Raw genomic sequence first — 16359 nt, forward strand, 5'->3', positions numbered from 1 at the left:
CCGGTTGGGCGGGACGGAGGAGGACGATGGTGACCACACGGAGCGGGCTGCTGGCGGTGTTGCCTCCGGACAGCCGGAGACGGCTGGAACGCATCGCGCGGCAGGTGAGCCTTCCCCCCGGCACGCGGGTCTTCAAGGAGGGTGGCCGGGCAGACCGGTTCTGGATCATCGACAACGGCTCGGTCGCGCTCGACCTGCACGTGCCCGGACGCCGGGCCGTCGACATCGACACCCTCGGCCCGGGCGACCTGCTCGGCTGGTCGTGGCTCGTGCCGCCGTACACCTGGTATCTGGGCGCGCGCACCCTCGGGCACGTGCGGGCCACGCAGTTCGAGGCCACGGTGGTGCGGGCGCTGTGCGAGGCGGATCCGGTCATGGGGCGGGCGGTGGCCTGTGGGGTCGCCGAGATCATCGGGCGGCGGCTGCACCGCACCCGGACCCGGCTGCTCGACCTGTACGGGCCACACGGCAGCGGTCCCGAGCGATGAGCGCCGCGACGCCGTGCCCTCTGCCGTACCGGGTGGTGCGGCGGGTGGCGGAGACCGCGGACACGGCGAGCCTGGTGCTGGAGCCGGTCGGCACGCCGCTGCCGCCCTTCGCGCCCGGGCAGTTCGCCGAGGTGACGATGTCCGACATCGGCACCCTCCCGGTGCCGGTCAGCGCCATCCTCACCGGCGCGCGGCGCCTGGTGCACACGGTGCGCGCCGGCGGCGCCGAGACCGAGCTGTACCGGATGCGGGCGGGCATGGAGCTGGCGGTGCGCGGCCCGTTGGGTACCGGCTGGCAGCTCTCCGGAGTGCTCGGGCGCGACCTCCTGGTGGTGGCCGACGGCATGGGGCTGGCCCCGTTGCGCCCGCTGGTGCGGGAGGTGTTCGCCCGGGCACCGGTGCTGGGCCGGATCAACGTGCTGGTCGGCGCCGCGTCGCCGGCCGCGGTGGTCTACGCCGACACGCTGCGCTGCCTCGGCCGGGCCGCCCCCGGACACGTCGCCGTCACCGTGGACCGGCCCGACGCCCGGTGGCGCGGGCCCGTCGGGCGGGTGACTCACCTGCTGGACGGCGCCGCCTTCGACGCCCCCACCACCACCGCCTTCGTGAGCGGCCCGGAGGCCATGGTCCGCGCGACCGCCGAGGAACTGCTCCGCAGGGGCCTGCCCGCCGACCGGATCCAGGTCTCCCTGGAACACGTGATGCGCTGCGCGTCGGAATCCCACGAGAGGACCGGCGGACGCCTCGGTTGCGACCGCTGCCGCCTCGTCAGGACCGCGCTGAACGACGCCGGCCCGGTCGTCACCTACGACCGCGCCCGCCCGCTGCTCGCCCTCGCGGAGCGATGACGGGACCCGCGGGCGGTCTCGTTTCAGCAGGCGTGCGCGTGTGCTCCACCCGCCCGCACGACGCCACTCGGGTGGTGGCACCGGGTGGCCCGCGAACGAGGGACCTTCGGCCCCGGGTCGGGGCCCGGCCGGCCGAGGGTCCGGGCGCGGCGGGCGGCGTGGAATGAGGGGGACCCGACGAATCCCCGAGGTGATGTCCCATGCCACGCACCACCGCAACTCCCGCCGCCAGGCCGAACAATCCGCCCGACCCGCCCGACCGGGCCACGCGGGATGTCGCGCGCGATGTCGACGCGCTGGTGGCCGCGGCCGCCAAGGCGCTGGAGGACTTCGCGTCCTTCACCCAGGCCCAGGTCGACCACATCGTCAGGAAGGCGTCGTTGGCCGCCCTGAGCCAGCACGACGAGCTGGCGCGGCTGGCCGTCGAGGAGACCGGGCGCGGCGTGTTCGAGGACAAGGCGGTGAAGAACATCTTCGCCTGCGAGCACGTCGCCCACTCGATGGCCGGGCTGAAGACCGTCGGCATCGTCCGCCGCGACGAGCTGGACGGCATCGTCGAGATCGCCGACCCCGTTGGCGTCGTCTGCGCCATGACCCCGGTGACGAACCCGACGTCGACGACGATCTTCAAGGCGCTGATCGCGCTCAAGACCCGCAACCCGATCGTCTTCGCCTTCCACCCCAACGCCCAGCGGTGCAGCGCCGAGGCGGCCCGGATCGTGCGCGACGCGGCCGTCGAGGCCGGCGCCCCGGCCGGCTGCGTGCAGTGGATCGAGCGGCCGTCGATGGAGGCGACCACCCTGCTGATGCGCCACGAGGGGGTCGCCACCATCCTGGCGACCGGCGGCAACGCGATGGTGCGGGCCGCCTACTCGTGCGGCAAGCCGGCGCTGGGCGTCGGCGCGGGGAACGTGCCCGCCTACGTGCACGCCAGCGCCCGGCTGCGGCGCGCCGTGCACGACATCGTGCTGTCGAAGTCCTTCGACAACGGCATGATCTGCTCCTCCGAACAGGCCGCGATCCTGGACGCGGAGATCTACGACGAGGCGCTGGCGGAGTTCCGCCGGCTGCACGCCCACGTCGTGAGCGGCACCGAGAAGGCGAAGCTGGAACGGCTGCTGTTCGGCGTGAGCGGCGGCGCGGGCGACGCGGCCCGCGCGAAGCTGAACCCGGCGGTGGTCGGACGGTCCGCGCGGTGGATCGCCGAACGGGCCGGGTTCCCGGTGCCCGAGGACACCTCCGTGCTGCTCGCGGAGTGCGCCGAGGTCGGGCCGGCCGAGCCGTTGACCCGGGAGAAGCTCTCCCCCGTCCTGGCGGTGCTGCGCGCGGAGGACACCGGCCACGGAATCCGGCTGGCCGAGCGGATGGTGGAGTTCGACGGCCTGGGCCACAGCGCCGTCGTCCACACCGAGCACCCCGAGCTGACCGAGGAGTTCGGCGCGCGCGTGAAGGCGGTCCGGATCATCGTCAACGCGCCCAGCTCGCTGGGCGGCGTCGGCGACGTGTACAACGCGTTCCTGCCGTCGCTCACGCTCGGCTGCGGCTCCTACGGGCGCACCTCGGTGTCGGGAAACGTCACCGCCGTCGACCTGCTGAACATCAAGCGAATCGCCCGGCGCACCACCAACATGCAGTGGTTCAAGGTCCCGCCGAAGATCTACTTCGAGCGTGACGCGCTGCGCTACCTGCGGGAGATGCCGGGCCTGGGCCGGGTCACCATCGTCACCGACCGGACGATGGACCGGCTGGGCGTGCTGGACCGGGTCAAGGACATCCTGCGCTCCGGACCGGAGCCGGTCCACCTCCAGGTCATCGACGACGTCGAGCCGAACCCGGAGTTGGCCACGGTCGAGCGCGGCGCCGCCCGGATGCGGGAGTTCGAGCCGGACACCATCGTGGCGCTGGGCGGCGGCTCGCCGATCGACGCGGCGAAGGTGATGTGGCTGATGTACGAGCACCCGGAGGTCGCCTTCGCGGACGTCAAGGAGAAGTTCTTCGACATCCGCAAGCGCGCCTTCGCCTTCCCGGAGCTGGGCGCGAAGGCCCGGCTGGTGGCGGTGCCCACCACCTCGGGCACGGGCGCCGAGGTGACGCCGTTCGCGGTCATCTCCGACCCGGCGGCGGCCCGCAAGTACCCGCTGGCCGACTACGCGCTGACCCCGCACGTGGCGATCGTCGACCCGGTGCTGACGGCGACGCTGCCCCCCACGGTGACCGCGGACTCCGGCTTCGACGCGCTGACCCACGCGACCGAGGCGTACGTCTCGGTCTACGCCAACGACTACACCGACGGCCTGTGCCGCCAGGCGATCTCGTTGATCTTCGCCCACCTGGAGCGCTGCGTGCGGCACGGCGAGGACACGGTGGCCCGGGAGCGGATGCACAACGCCTCGACCATCGCCGGCATGGCCTTCGCGAACGCCTTCCTCGGCATGGTGCACGCCATGGCGCACACCCTCGGGAACACCTTCCACGTCGCGCACGGCCGCACCAACGCGCTGCTGCTGCCGCACGTCATCCGGCACAACGGCCGCATCCCGGGCAAACTCACCGGCTGGCCGAAGTACGAGACGTACCGGGCGCACGAGCGGTACCAGGAGCTCGCCGCGATGCTCGGTCTGCCGGCGGCCACGCCGGAGCAGGGCGTGGAGTCCTACGCCCGCGCCGTCGAGGAGCTGCGCGACCGCTGCGGCGTTCCCGCCTCCTTTCGGGCGGCGGGCGTGAATGAGCGGGCGTTCCTCGACGCCCTGCCCCAGCAGGCCCGTAACGCCTATGCCGACCAGTGCGCCCCGGCCAACCCGCGGATGCCGATGCTCGCCGAGATGGAACGGCTGATGCGGGACGCCTACTACGGAACCCACCGCTCCCCCGCCGGATGACCGGCGGCCGACACGACGGTGCCCCCGCCGCCCGGGAACGGGATCGGCGGGGGCACGGTTCGTGGCCCGGAGGTGGGCGTCACGCGGAGTCGTCGTCGTGTTCGGGCGGCAGCATCAGCGTGGCGCGGGCCGCCTCCAGCCGGGCCACCGGCACCCGGTACGGGGAGCAGGAGACGTAGTCCACCCCGGTCGCGTGGAAGAAGTGGATGGACGCGGGATCGCCGCCGTGCTCGCCGCACACCCCCACGCTCAGCCCGGGGCGCCCGGCGCGGCCGAGGAACACGGCGCTGCGCACCAGCCGGCCCACGCCGTCGCGGTCGATGGTCTCGAACGGCGAGGCGTCGAGGATCCGCCGGTCCAGATAGGTCGAGACGAACGACGCCTCCACGTCGTCCCGCGAGAAGCCCCAGGTGGTCTGCGTCAGGTCGTTGGTGCCCAGCGAGAAGAAGTCGGCGTGCTCGGCGATGTCGTCGGCGGTCAGCGCCGCGCGGGGCAGCTCGATCATCGTGCCCACCGGACAGTCGACGTGGACGCCGGTGGCCCGCGAGACCTCCGCCAGCACTCGTTCCACCTCCGCGCGGACGGCACGGAGTTCCGCGACGGTGGCGGTGAGCGGAACCATGATCTCCGCCCGGGGGTCGCCGCCGGCCCGCAGCCGCGTCGCGACGGCCTCCGCGATGGCCCGGGTCTGCATGGCGACCAGGCCCGGCACGACGAGCCCCAGGCGCACGCCGCGCAGTCCGAGCATGGGGTTTCGCTCGTGCAGCCGCTCGACCTCGGCCAGCAGCCGCACGTCCCGCGGTTCCGGCGTGCCGCCGGCGGCCCGCGCGGAGGCGACGCGCACGGCCAGGTCGGTCCGGTCGGGCAGGAACTCGTGCAGCGGCGGATCGAGCAGCCGGATCGTCACCGGCAGCCCGTCCATCGCGGCGAGGATGCCGACGAAGTCCTCCCGCTGCAGGGGAAGCAACGCGTCCAGCGCGCGGCGTCGTTCCTCGTCCGTGCCGGCCAGGATGAGCGCCTCGACCAGCATGCGGCGGTCGCCGAGGAACATGTGCTCGGTGCGGCACAGGCCGATCCCCTGCGCGCCGAACCGCCGTGCCCGCGCCGCGTCCTCGGGGGTGTCGGCGTTGGCCCGCACCGCCATACGGCGGACGGCGTCGGCGTGCCGCATCGTGCGATCCACCGCCGCCACCAGGCCGTTACGCCGCTCGGCCCCACCGTCGCCGGCGCCGGCCGAACGCTCGAAGTACTCCGTCACCGCCGACGTCGCCAGGGGCAGCTCCCCCAGGTGCACGGTGCCGGCCGAGCCGTCCACCGAGACCACCGTGCCCTCGGACACCACCGTGCCGTCGCCGACGGTGAGGCGGCGCGCCACCGGGTCGACGGTGAGGTCCCCGGCGCCGCACACGCACACGGTGCCCATGCCGCGCGCGACGACCGCCGCGTGGCTGGTCTTGCCGCCGCGGCTGGTGAGGACCGCCCGGGCAGCCACCATGCCGGGCAGATCCTCCGGCGTGGTCTCCGCCCGCACCAGGATCACGTCCTGACCAGCCGCGGCCCGGCGCACGGCCTCGGCGGAGTCGAAGACGACCTGGCCGGTGGCCGCGCCGGGCGAGGCCGGGACTCCGGTGACCAGGGGCGGGCCCGCGGCACCGTCGGCGAAGCGGGGGAACATCAGCCGGGCGAGTTGCTCGCCGCCGACGCGCCGCACCGCCTCGTCCGGCGCGATGAGTCCCTCGTCGACGAGCTGCCAGGCGATCCGGAAGGCGGCCTCGGCGGTCCGCTTCCCGACCCGGGTCTGCAGCATCCACAGCCGGCCCCGCTCGATGGTGAACTCCACGTCGCACAGGTCCCGGTAGTGCCGCTCCAGGACGCCCAGATGCTCGCGCAACCGCCGGTAGCTCGCCGGGTCGAGGTGTGCGAGTTCCGCGAGCGGCATGGTGTCGTGGTCGCCCGAGACGACGTCCTCGCCCTGCGCGTCGGCGAGGTAGTCGCCGTAAGCGCCGGGGCGGCCCGTGGCGGGGTCCCGGGTGAAGGCGACGCCGCTGCCCGAGTCCGGGCCCAGGTTGCCGAACACCATGGCCTGCACGGTGACTGCGGTGCCCAGATCGTCGGGGATGTGTTCCCGCCGCCGGTAGAGGCGGGCCCGCTCGCCGTTCCAGGAGGCGAACACGGCGCGCACGGCCCGTCGGAGCTGCTCTCGGGGATCCTGGGGGAACTCCCGGCCGGTCGCCTCCCTGATGACGGCCTTGAACCGCTCCACGAGCACCCACGGGTGGTCCGCCGGCGCCGGGTCGCGGGCCGCCCGGGCGAACCGTTCGCCGTCGACGCCCAGGACCGTGGTGCCGAACATCAGCAGCAGGCGGCGGTAGGAGTCCCAGGCGAACCGTTCGCGCCCCGAGGACTTGGCCAACCCGACCACGGTCGCGTCGTTCAGCCCCACGTCGAGGATGGTCTCCATCATGCCCGGCATGGAGTACCTGGCCCCGGAGCGCACGGACAGCAGCAGCGGCTCGTCGATGTCGCCCAGCCTGCGCCCCGTGGCCTGTTCGAGCGCCACGAGGTGGCCGACGACCTCCTCGTCCAGGCCCGCCGGCTCGGTGCCGGCCGCCAGGAACGCCCGGCACGCCTCGGTGGTGATGACGAACCCCGACGGCACGGGCAGTCCCAGCCTCGTCATCTCGGCCAGGTTGGCGCCCTTGCCGCCCAGCAGGTCGGCCATCTCACGGCCGCCCTGGGCGAAGCCCAGAACATGGGTGTTCTTCGTCATGGCTCGGACCCTCCTTCGAGTCGCAGCGTGAGTTCAGTCGTGCGGGACGACCGCGACGGGCGCCTCGCTGTGGTGCAGAACCGCGTGGGCGACGGAGCCGAGCCGGGCGCCCACGGGGCCGCGGCGGGTCCTGCGCCCGACGACGACCAGTGCCGCGCCCGCGGAGGCCTCCGCGAGGCGGTGGACGGGGCGGCCGGGAACGGCGTCCTCGACGATCTCGACGTCGGGGTACGTGCCACGCCAGGGACGGAGCGCGTCGGCCAGCGCGCGGGCCTGTCCCACGCCGAGCTCCTCGGCGCGCGTCACGTCGATCGCCTCGGTGTTCGCGTTCTGCAGGGAGGGGGTGGTGAAGCCGTGGACGACGCGGAGCCTCGCCCGGCGCCGGTTGGCGGCCTCGAAGGCGAACGCGATCAACGCGTCGCTGGGACGGGCCAGGTCGAGGCCGAGCACCACGTCCTTGGCCTCGACCTCCTCCCCGACCGGCGTCCGCTCGCGGACGAGGACGACGGGGCAGCGCGCGTGTGCCGCCACGGACAGGGAGACGGAGCCGACGAGGAAGCCGGTGACGGCTCTCATGCCCCGGGTGCCGAGCACCAGCAGTTCGGACTCGGCCGAGACGGCGGCCAGGACGAACCCGGGATCGCCGGTGATCTCCTCGGCGCGCACCTGGAGACCGGGGTGCCGGTCGCGCAGGTCGTCGGCGACACCGCGCAGGAGGGCCGCGGCGATCTCGTGGCGGGACTCCGACTCGGGGAGCGGCAGGTCGGCGTAGGTCCGGGTCCGCATGACGTGGACCAGTCGCAGGGGCAGGCCACGGCGTTCGGCCTCGCGCGCGGCCCATCGGGCGGCGACGTGGCCGCGGGGGCGGTCGTCCAGGGCCGCGGTGACGGTGCGGGACATGAGGGGCCTTCCTTCTGGTCGGGTCGGGCGCGGGCGGAAAGCGCGGGCCCGGAGGGCGGCGAGGATTCGGGAGGAACGGGCCCGCCCGGCCGCCGGGGGGTTCGGCGACCGGGCGGTGGGGCGTTCAGCGGAGCCAGGGGTGGCGGCGGACCAGCGGCAGGTCGGCCCACACCCGGCCGGCGCCCCAGGTGTGGCCGGCGGAGAAGGCGGCCAACACGATCAGCGCGACGGCGTAGATCAGGTGGTAGTCCACGAACGGGTTGGTCGACATGCTCGGCGACCCGTCGGACAGGTGCTGGGCCGGCGGCCACTCGGCCACCCACATCAGCGCCATCATCACGGTGCCGGCCACGGCGGCCAGCCGCAGTCCGATCCCGGCCAGGACCGCCACGCCGATGCCCAGCAGCCCGAGCATGAACATCCAGTCGGCCCAGGCGTCGCCCGCCCAGGAGTGGAAGGTCGACTCCCACGGGCCCACCGCCACGTGGCCGAGGAAGCCCTCGGTCGGCGACCCGCCGTCGATCCACGCCTCGCCCGAGGAGGTCGCGTAGCCCCAGCCGAAGGTCTTGTCCAGGAACGCCCACAGGAAGACGAAGCCCGTCAGCACCCGCAGGGACGCCAACGCGTACGCCGAGGCCGTCGTCGTGTCGGCCACCGCCGGGGCCGCGTCGGTGGAGGTGGCGGACGCCGTCGCGTCCGGTGTGCGGCTCCTGCGCCAGACCAGCCGGTGGTCCGCGGGGCGCTGGTGGGGGTGGTGGTGAACGGCCATGATGCTCATTCCCTTCGGGGATTCTCACGGGGACTCGGTCGGGATGCGTCCGTGTGTTCCGTGCTCACTGTCCCGTCGGGCGGGGCGCGAGCGCTGGGGCCGTCAGGGGCCGGGTCGGGGCCCGAAGGGCCCTCGCGGCGGGCCCGTTCGGCCCACCCGTCCGTCACGGGGCTTCGGGCTCACCCGGTCCCTCCGGCCCGCACGGTCCGCCTCATCGGGCGAGGCGGATACGGGGATGATCAGGACGGGGCAGCGCGACCGGCGCAGCAGCAGGCGCGTGGTGGCGCCGAGCCGGTGCCCCCACCACCGGATCCGCCGACGGGTGGCCACCACCACGACGTCGGCCCCCTCGGTGGCGGCGAGCAGCGCCTCGCGAGGTGACGGGCCCGGTGCCCGCCCTGATGGCCCGGCGATCCCGTCCTCCCCCCGGGCCTCGGAGGCCTGGGAGGCGCCCCCATCGTCGACGGGCAGTACCCGCAGTGAGGCGTGGCGACGGGCGGTCTCGGCGAAGGCGTACGTGGCGGCGTCGGCCCCCGCGGCACCGCTCGCGCCGAGCAGGACGGTGCCGCCGTAGACGCTCCGCGACGGGATCCCCTCCCCCCGCACCACGAGCAGCGGACCGAGCGAACGCCGGGCGAGCCGGGCGCTCACCGAGCCCAGCAACCGCCCCGAGAGCGCGCCCAGACCGCGGCACCCGACCACGGTCAACGTCGCGTCGCGGCCTCGCCCTAGCAGCGTGCCGGCCGCGTCGCCGGGGGCCGGAACACGGGTGACCGGCAGTCCGGGATGGCGCCGCCGGGCCCGGCGGGCGGCGGTGGTGAGCACGGCCTCGATGTCGGCCGGATCGGCGGCGGCGCCGACGAGCTCCAGGCTCGTGCCGTGCCGCACCGCCTCCGCGGCGGCGTGGTCCAGGGCGCGGAAGGCGGCGAGCGTACCGTCCACGCCAACGACGACGGGGGGTTTCTGACGCGGCGCCATGAGTGTTCTCCTCTCGCACCGGCACCGGTGGCACGACGTCGTGCCACCGACGGGCGGGCTCTCCTACTTGCAGCGTGGCCGTGGCGGCGGAGCACCGCCCAGGGCCGGACGGCCCACCTCTCCTGCTCCGACCGGCCCTTCAACGGCGCCCCACCCGCCGCGGAGGGTGGGAGCGGCTCCGAACGGGAGCCGAGTAGGAAAGGCCGAGAAGGGGAGAGCGATGACCCAGACCCTGCGGAGCGCGCCGTCGACGCACGCGCTGCTGACCGACGGCCGGACCCTGGAGGTCCGGCCCTCTCGACCCGAGGACCACGCCGGAGTGCTGGCGATGTACCGGCAGCTGTCCGCGGAGAGCACCCGGCGCCGGTTCTTCGGCGTGAGCGCCCGTTCAGCGGCCCTGGCCGCCGAACGCGCGTGCCGGTCGGAGACTTCCGGGCACCTGGCCCTGCTCGCCCTGCACGACGGCCGGACCGTCGGCGTCGCCGAGTACGAGATCCAGAACGAACTCGACGACCAGATCGGGGAGATGGTCACCGACTCCGGGGCCGTGACCGCCGAGGTCTCGCTGGCGGTCGCCGACGACCTCCACCACGTCGGCGTGGGCACCCTTCTGCTGGAGCACCTGGTGCACGCCGCCCGTCAGGCCGGAGTGACGACGCTGACCGCCGTGGCGCTGGCGGACAACCACCCCGTGCTGGGGATGTTCCGTGACCTCGGACTGCGGGTGACCCGTCGTCCGGCGGGCACGGAGGTGTACTGCACCGTCTCCCTGGCCTCCGACGAGGAGTACCTGACCGCGTGCGACGAACGGGCCCGGATCGCCGACCTCGCCAGCCTGCGCCCGCTGCTACGACCGGGTTCCCTGGCGGTGATCGGCGCCAGCCGCCGCCCGGACTCGGTCGGTCGGGCCGTGTTGCGCAGCGTGCGCCGCGGCGGCTTCGCCGGACGGCTGTACGCCGTCAACCCGCACGCCAAGGTCATCGAGCGCACCCCGACCTATCCAGAGGTCGACGCGTTGCCGTGCGTGCCGGACGTGGCGGTGATCGCGGTGCCCGCCGCCGGGGTGCCCGAGGTGGCGGAGGACTGCGGACGGGCCGGAGTGCGGGCGCTGGTGGTGGTCTCCTCGGGGTTGGACGCGGGACAGGGCGCCGCGCTGCTGGGGTCGTGCCGGGCGCACGGCATGCGGCTGGTGGGGCCGAACTGCCTGGGGATCGCGAACACCGAGGAGAGCGTGACGCTGGACGCCACGTTCGCCGCGGCCACGCCGGCCCGGGGCGGAGCGGGGGTGGCGGTGCAGTCCGGCGGGGTGGGCATCGCCCTGCTGGGCGGGCTGTCACGGCTGGGCATCGGCGTCTCCAGCTTCGCGTCGTTGGGTGACAAGTACGACGTCAGCGGCAACGACCTGCTCCGGTGGTGGGAGGCCGACGGCACCACCGGGATGGCGGTGCTGCACCTGGAGTCGTTCGGCAACCCCCGCGCGTTCTCCCGCACCGCCCGGCGGGTGGCGCGCCGCATGCCGGTGCTGACCGTGGACGCCGGACGCTCGGACGCGGGCCGGCGGGCGGCCGCCTCGCACACGGCCGCGGCGGCCACCCCGACGATGACCCGGCGGGCGCTGTTCACCCAGGCCGGCGTCATCGCGACGAACACGGTGGCCGAACTGCTCGACGCCGCCGCCCTGCTGCACACCCAGCCGCTGCCGGCGGGCTCCCGGGTGGCGGTGCTGTCCAACGCCGGCGGAGCCGGGGTGCTGGCCGCCGACGCCCTGGTCGAGGCCGGACTGACCGTTCCCGAACTTCCCGTGGACCTCGTCGCCGACCTGCTGCACGTGCTGCCACCCGGCTCGTCCGTCGGCAACCCCGTGGACACCACCGCCGCCGTCAGCGGCGCGGTGCTGCGGGCCTGCCTGGACCGGCTGGCCGCCCACGACTCCGTCGACGCCGTGATCGTCGTCCTGGTGCCCACGGCGATCGCCGCCGCGACCGGGGACGACCCGGTGCGGGCCCTGGTCGACCCGCACCGGGATGGTGGAAACACCCCGGTCGCGGTGGTGCGGCTGGACCAGGGCGAGCACGTCCGGCTGCTGCCCGGGCCGGCAGGTGACCTGCCCTGCTACGGCGACCCGCAGGACGCCGCCCGCGCCCTGGCACACGCCGCCGAACGCGCCCGCTGGCTGAGCCGGTGGACCGGGGCCGTCCCCACGTTGTCCGGGATCGACGCACCCGCCGCCCGGGCCCTGGTCGACGCCTACCTCGACGCGCATCCCGACGGCGGCTGGCTGGAGCCGCGCGAGTGCGCCGAACTCCTCGGCCACTACGGCATCCCGCTGGTGCCCTGGGCCTGGGCCGCCACCGAGGACGAGGCCGTCGCCGCCGCGGCCCGGGTGGCCGGACCCGACGGGCCGGTGGTGCTCAAGGCCCACTGGCCGGGTCTGGTGCACAAGAGCGACCAGGGCGCCGTGGCGCTCGACCTGAAGGGCGAGGAGCAGGTGCGCGACGCCTACCGCCGGTTCGCCGGCCGCTTCGGCGACCGGATGACCGGTGTCCTGGTGCAGGCCATGGCCCGCCGCGGCGCTGAGCTGTTCGCCGGCGTCGTCCAGGACGACGTCTTCGGCCCGCTCATCGTGTTCGGGCTGGGCGGCACCGCCACCGAGCTACTCGCCGACCACGCCGCCCGCCTTGCCCCGCTGACCGACCAGGACGTGCGCGACCTGATCGGCACGCCGCGGTGCGCGCCCCTGCTGTTCGGCTACCGCGGCGACCCACCGGCCGACCTGGCGGCCCTGGAAGGACTCCTGTCCCGGCTGTCCCGACTCGCCTGCGACCTGCCACAGCTCGCCGAGGCCGACCTCAACCCGGTCGTCGCACGCCACGACGGAATTCTGGCGCTGGACGCCCGCATCCGGCTGCTGCCCGGGACCGCCACCGATCCCCATCTGCGCCGACTGCGCTGACGCCTGACGTGGCGGAGCGACAGGCCAGGGCCACCGCGCCCGCATGGGGCCGTTCGGCCCTGGCCTCTGCCCGCCTTCCGGTCCACCATCGACGAGACGACAAGCTGGGGAACTGACGAGCCGTGATGGGGACCGACATGACCGAGGCAGCGCGGAACTTCTCCCCGGAGAACCCGATCCGGGTCTTCCTGCTGGACGACCACGAGGTGGTCCGCAGAGGGGTGTACGACCTCCTCGACGCCGAGCCGGAGATCGAGGTCGTCGGCGAGGCCGCCACCTGCGCCCAGGCGCTGGCCCGTGGCCCCGCGTTGCGGCCCCACGTCGCGGTGCTGGACGTGCGGCTGCCGGACGGGGACGGCATCACCGCCTGCCGCGAGCTTCGCTCCCGGATGCCCGGTCTGGCCTGCCTGATGCTGACGTCGTTCGACGACGACGACGCCCTGCTGGACGCGATCATGGCGGGCGCCGCCGGCTTCGTGCTCAAGCAGATCAAGGGCTCCGACCTGGTCACCGCCGTGCGCACCGTCGCCACCGGACAGTCCATGCTGGACCCGGCCACCACCGCCCGCCTGATGAACAGCCTGCGCGGCGCCGAGGAGCCCGCCACGCCCCAGGACCAGGCGCTGGCCGACCTGTCCCCGCGCGAGCGGGAGATCCTGGAGCTGATCGGCGAAGGACTGACCAACCGTCAGATCGGCCAGCGGCTGTACCTGTCCGAGAAGACGGTCAAGAACCACATCTCCCGGCTGCTGGCCAAGCTCGGCGTCGAACGCCGCGTCCAGGCCGCCGTCCTGGCCACCCAGGCCCACCCACCGGCGTCCCCCGACCGCCCCCGCTGACGGACCGGGCCCTTCGGCCCACCCGGGAGGACCAGCGGCCCCTGCCCGACGGCCCCGCCCGAGCGGAGCCTGGAGTCAGGCACCGCACGGACAGCCCGGGAGGAGCAACCCATGTCGTCTGTCACCCTCGACGCGGAGGCCCTGGAGACGCTGATCTCCGCCGCGGCGTCGGCACCCTCCATCCACAACTCCCAGCCCTGGCGGTTCCGACTTGACCCGGACACGACCACGCTGGAGGTGCGCGCCGCACCGGAACGCGGGCTGCGGCGCACCGATCCCGTAGGGCAGGCCCTGTACCTGTCCGTCGGGGCCGCGCTGTTCAACCTTCGCGTGGCCGCCACCCACCTCGGTTGGACACCCGTCGTACGACCACTGCCACGTCCGGCGGACCCGCGGTCACTGGCCAGCGTGCGACTCGTCCCGCGCCCCCGACGCGGCCACCGGCACGCGGACCCGGACGACGGGCTGTACGAGGCGACACGTCACGGCCTGTACGACGCCGTCTGGCGACGGCACAGCAGCCGCTTCCCCTTCGAGGAGATCCCCCTCCCCGACGTGGTGCGGGACGAACTGACCGCCGCGGCCGAAGCGGAGGGAGCGGCGCTGTTCTGGCCGGACCGGAGCGAGACCGCCCGCCTGCTGCGACTCACCTGGGAGGCGGAGCACCGCAACGCGGCCGATCCCGGCCGGGTCAGGGACGACCGGCTCTGGCTGCGCGAGACCACCACCGACGGTCTCCCCGCCGCCGCCCTGGGCGTTCGGGACGCGACCGGCACGGTACCGATGCGGGACTTCACCCACCGGCACGGACAGGGGCGGCGCACCGTGCTCGACTTCGAACGCGCCCCCACCATCGCCGTGCTCACGACCGCCCACGACCGCCGCGCCGACTGGCTGCGCGCCGGCCAGGCCCTCGAACGCCTCCTCCTGACCGCCACCACCCACGCCGTGCGGACCTCGCTGCTGCACCAGGCCGTTGAATGGCCCGACCTACGGTGGGCGCTGGCGCGTACCGGGCGGCAGTCCGGCCACGCCCACATGCTGGTCCGCCTCGGTTACGGCCCGGAAGGCGCACCCACCCCGCGCCGCCGGGCCGAGGACGTGGTCAGCCAGACTCGCGGCCGGTGAGGACCGGCGCGCGTCAGCGACGCGGCACCGGCACGCGCCACGTCAGGCGCGTACCACCACCGTCCGGGACGTCCAACGCCAGCGCGCCGCCGAGCCGTTCCGCCCGTTCGGCGAGGTTCCGCAGCCCGCTGCGCCGCCCACCCGAGTCCGTCGGAAGCCCGACGCCGTCGTCCGAGACGACCAGACACAGCTCGCCGGACCTGACCGTCAGGGCCACCGCGGTCGAGCCGGCCCGCGCATGCCGGGAGACGTTCGACAACGCCTCGCCCAGCACCGCCACCACGTCGTCCGCGACGTCGGAGGGCACGTCGGTGTCCAGCAGCCCTTCCATCAACAGGCTCGGGGTGAAGCCGAGTGTCGGAACGAACTCCTCGACGGTACGGGCCATTCGCACCCGGAGGCCTCCCACCGCCGGTCCCGACTCGTGGGCCCGCAGCCCGAAGATGGTCGAGCGGATGATCTTGATCGTCTCGTCGAGGTCGTCGACCGCCCGCAGTAACCGGTCGCTGGCCTGGGGGTCCTTCACGAACCGCACCGCGCTCTGCAGCGTCATCCCGGTGGCGAACAACCGCTGGATCGCCAGGTCGTGCAGATCCCTGGCGATACGGTCCCGGTCCTCCAGCACCGACAGCCGCTCGGCGGTCCGGCGCCGCTCGGCCAGTTCCATGGCCAGCGCGGCCTGCCCCGCGAAGGTCAGCAACGACGCCGTCTCGTCCGCCGCGAACGCCGCCTGTCGCGCCGAGCGGACCAGCAACAACGCGCCGCGCATCGACTCCCCGATCCGCATCGGCACGGCCACGGCCGGCCCGAGCCCGGCCCACCGAGCCGTACCAGCGGCAGACGCGCGCGGGTCGACGCTGATGTCCTCGCTCGTCACCGGCTCGCCCGCCAGCACCGCGGCGCCCACGAACGACCCCACCCGAGGAAGTCTCAGGTCCCGGTGCGCCTCCGCGCCGGGCCCCGCCACCAACGCCACCCGCAGATCGTCCCCCTCGCCCTCCGGCAGCGCCAGCAACCCCAGGTCCGCGCCCAGGATGCGACGGGCGTGACCCACGATCAACTCGAGCGCCGGCATGCCGTCGGCTCCGGACAACAGGCCGCCGATGATCTCCGAGTTGGCCTCCAGCCACCGCTGTCGATGCCGCGACTGCTCGTACAGCCGCGCGTTCTCGATGGCCACCCCAGCCGCGACGGCCAGCGTCGACAGCACCGACTCGTCCTCGGCATCGAACTCCCCGCCACCACGCTTCTCCGTGAGGTACAGGTTCCCGAACACCTCGTCCCGGACCCGGATCGGCACCCCAAGGAACGAGTCCATCGGCGGATGGTTCGGCGGGAAGCCGTGAGAGTTGGGGTGCTGGGACAGGTGCGGCAACCGCAACGCCTCGGGATGCCGGATCAGCTCGCCCAACAGCCCATGCCCCGACGGGAGCGGGCCGATCGCCGCGATCTGCTCCTCGGTCACGCCCACCGGCAGGAACTGCGACAGCCTCCCATGGCCACCGATCACCCCCAGCGCGCCGTACTCGGCGTCCACCAGCACCACGGCGGCCTCGACGATGCTGCGCAACACCTGCGGCAGGTCCAGCTCCCGCCCCACCGACAGCACCGCCTCCAACAGGCTGTGCACCCGATCCCGCGTGCCGCGTGCCTCGTCGATCCGGGCCTGCAACTCCTCCAGCAACTCGTCCAGCCGCATCCGAGGCACCCGCCCGCCCCGGAACTCGCCGCCCGCACCCTCACTCACCCGCGCCCTCCATGAGCTGGACCGCCCCCGTGGACCTACGCGCTGAGGATCACCGTACCG

General features: G+C 74.1%; 11 protein-coding genes. 6 read left to right on the forward strand and 5 right to left on the reverse strand.

Going from position 1 to position 16359, the window contains the following annotated elements:
- Positions 1-26: 26 nt before the first annotated feature.
- The 3 genes from ABGB06_RS29085 to adhE all read left to right on the forward strand — a co-directional run bounded on the left by ABGB06_RS29085 (position 27) and on the right by adhE (position 4215).
- Positions 27-488: a cyclic nucleotide-binding domain-containing protein gene (locus ABGB06_RS29085; RefSeq protein ID WP_347594766.1), complete on the forward strand. Its 462-nt coding sequence runs from the start codon at positions 27-29 to the stop codon at positions 486-488.
- Positions 485-1336, forward strand: coding sequence for an oxidoreductase (locus ABGB06_RS29090; RefSeq protein WP_347594768.1), 852 nt, complete (start codon positions 485-487; stop codon positions 1334-1336). Before ABGB06_RS29085 ends, ABGB06_RS29090 begins: the two co-directional genes overlap by 4 nt.
- Before the next feature lie 200 nt (positions 1337-1536).
- Positions 1537-4215, forward strand: a complete 2679-nt coding sequence (adhE, locus tag ABGB06_RS29095; protein WP_347594770.1) for a bifunctional acetaldehyde-CoA/alcohol dehydrogenase — start codon at positions 1537-1539, stop codon at positions 4213-4215.
- Between the two features lie 79 nt (positions 4216-4294).
- On the opposite strand, the gene ppdK is transcribed toward adhE, so the two are convergent.
- The 4 genes from ppdK to ABGB06_RS29115 form a co-directional block, all read right to left on the reverse strand.
- On the reverse strand, positions 4295-6985 hold the full coding sequence (ppdK, locus tag ABGB06_RS29100) for a pyruvate, phosphate dikinase (RefSeq protein WP_347594772.1): 2691 nt from the start codon (positions 6983-6985) through the stop codon (positions 4295-4297).
- Between the two features lie 33 nt (positions 6986-7018).
- Complete coding sequence (locus ABGB06_RS29105) at positions 7019-7885, reverse strand: universal stress protein (RefSeq protein ID WP_347594774.1); 867 nt, start codon at positions 7883-7885, stop codon at positions 7019-7021.
- Between the two features lie 124 nt (positions 7886-8009).
- Positions 8010-8654, reverse strand: a complete 645-nt coding sequence (locus ABGB06_RS29110) for a DoxX family protein (RefSeq protein ID WP_347594776.1) — start codon at positions 8652-8654, stop codon at positions 8010-8012.
- A 102-nt stretch (positions 8655-8756) separates the two neighbouring features.
- Positions 8757-9596: a universal stress protein gene (locus tag ABGB06_RS29115; RefSeq protein WP_347594778.1), complete on the reverse strand. Its 840-nt coding sequence runs from the start codon at positions 9594-9596 to the stop codon at positions 8757-8759.
- Between the two features lie 256 nt (positions 9597-9852).
- On the opposite strand from ABGB06_RS29115, the gene ABGB06_RS29120 reads away from it, so the two are divergent.
- From ABGB06_RS29120 to ABGB06_RS29130, 3 genes are all read left to right on the forward strand, one after another.
- Positions 9853-12585 carry a GNAT family N-acetyltransferase gene (locus tag ABGB06_RS29120; RefSeq protein ID WP_347594780.1) on the forward strand — a complete coding sequence of 911 codons (2733 nt, stop codon included), beginning with the start codon at positions 9853-9855 and terminating at the stop codon, positions 12583-12585.
- 137 nt (positions 12586-12722) lie between these two features.
- Positions 12723-13424: a response regulator transcription factor gene (locus ABGB06_RS29125; protein ID WP_347594782.1), complete on the forward strand. Its 702-nt coding sequence runs from the start codon at positions 12723-12725 to the stop codon at positions 13422-13424.
- Between the two features lie 111 nt (positions 13425-13535).
- Positions 13536-14552 (forward strand): hypothetical protein, encoded by a 1017-nt coding sequence (locus ABGB06_RS29130; protein WP_347594784.1) that lies wholly within the window; start codon positions 13536-13538, stop codon positions 14550-14552.
- A 13-nt stretch (positions 14553-14565) separates the two neighbouring features.
- Here ABGB06_RS29130 and ABGB06_RS29135 read toward each other — a convergent pair whose 3' ends face one another.
- Positions 14566-16251: a GAF domain-containing protein gene (locus ABGB06_RS29135; RefSeq protein WP_347594875.1), complete on the reverse strand. Its 1686-nt coding sequence runs from the start codon at positions 16249-16251 to the stop codon at positions 14566-14568.
- Positions 16252-16359 lie beyond the last annotated feature (108 nt).

This window comes from Streptomyces sp. B6B3 (assembly GCF_039871525.1).
GTDB lineage: Bacteria > Actinomycetota > Actinomycetes > Streptomycetales > Streptomycetaceae > Streptomyces.

Bases quoted from the DNA above. Each gene is read 5' to 3' on its own strand.
- adhE (WP_347594770.1), top strand. From the start codon at position 1,537: ATGCCACGCACCACCGCAACTCCCGCCGCCAGGCCGAACAATCCGCCC.
- ABGB06_RS29110 (WP_347594776.1), bottom strand. From the start codon at position 8,654: ATGGCCGTTCACCACCACCCCCACCAGCGCCCCGCGGACCACCGGCTG.
- ABGB06_RS29125 (WP_347594782.1), top strand. From the start codon at position 12,723: ATGACCGAGGCAGCGCGGAACTTCTCCCCGGAGAACCCGATCCGGGTC.
- ABGB06_RS29085 (WP_347594766.1), top strand. From the start codon at position 27: ATGGTGACCACACGGAGCGGGCTGCTGGCGGTGTTGCCTCCGGACAGC.
- ABGB06_RS29105 (WP_347594774.1), bottom strand. From the start codon at position 7,885: ATGTCCCGCACCGTCACCGCGGCCCTGGACGACCGCCCCCGCGGCCAC.
- ppdK (WP_347594772.1), bottom strand. From the start codon at position 6,985: ATGACGAAGAACACCCATGTTCTGGGCTTCGCCCAGGGCGGCCGTGAG.
- ABGB06_RS29135 (WP_347594875.1), bottom strand. From the start codon at position 16,251: ATGCGGCTGGACGAGTTGCTGGAGGAGTTGCAGGCCCGGATCGACGAG.
- ABGB06_RS29090 (WP_347594768.1), top strand. From the start codon at position 485: ATGAGCGCCGCGACGCCGTGCCCTCTGCCGTACCGGGTGGTGCGGCGG.
- ABGB06_RS29120 (WP_347594780.1), top strand. From the start codon at position 9,853: ATGACCCAGACCCTGCGGAGCGCGCCGTCGACGCACGCGCTGCTGACC.
- ABGB06_RS29130 (WP_347594784.1), top strand. From the start codon at position 13,536: ATGTCGTCTGTCACCCTCGACGCGGAGGCCCTGGAGACGCTGATCTCC.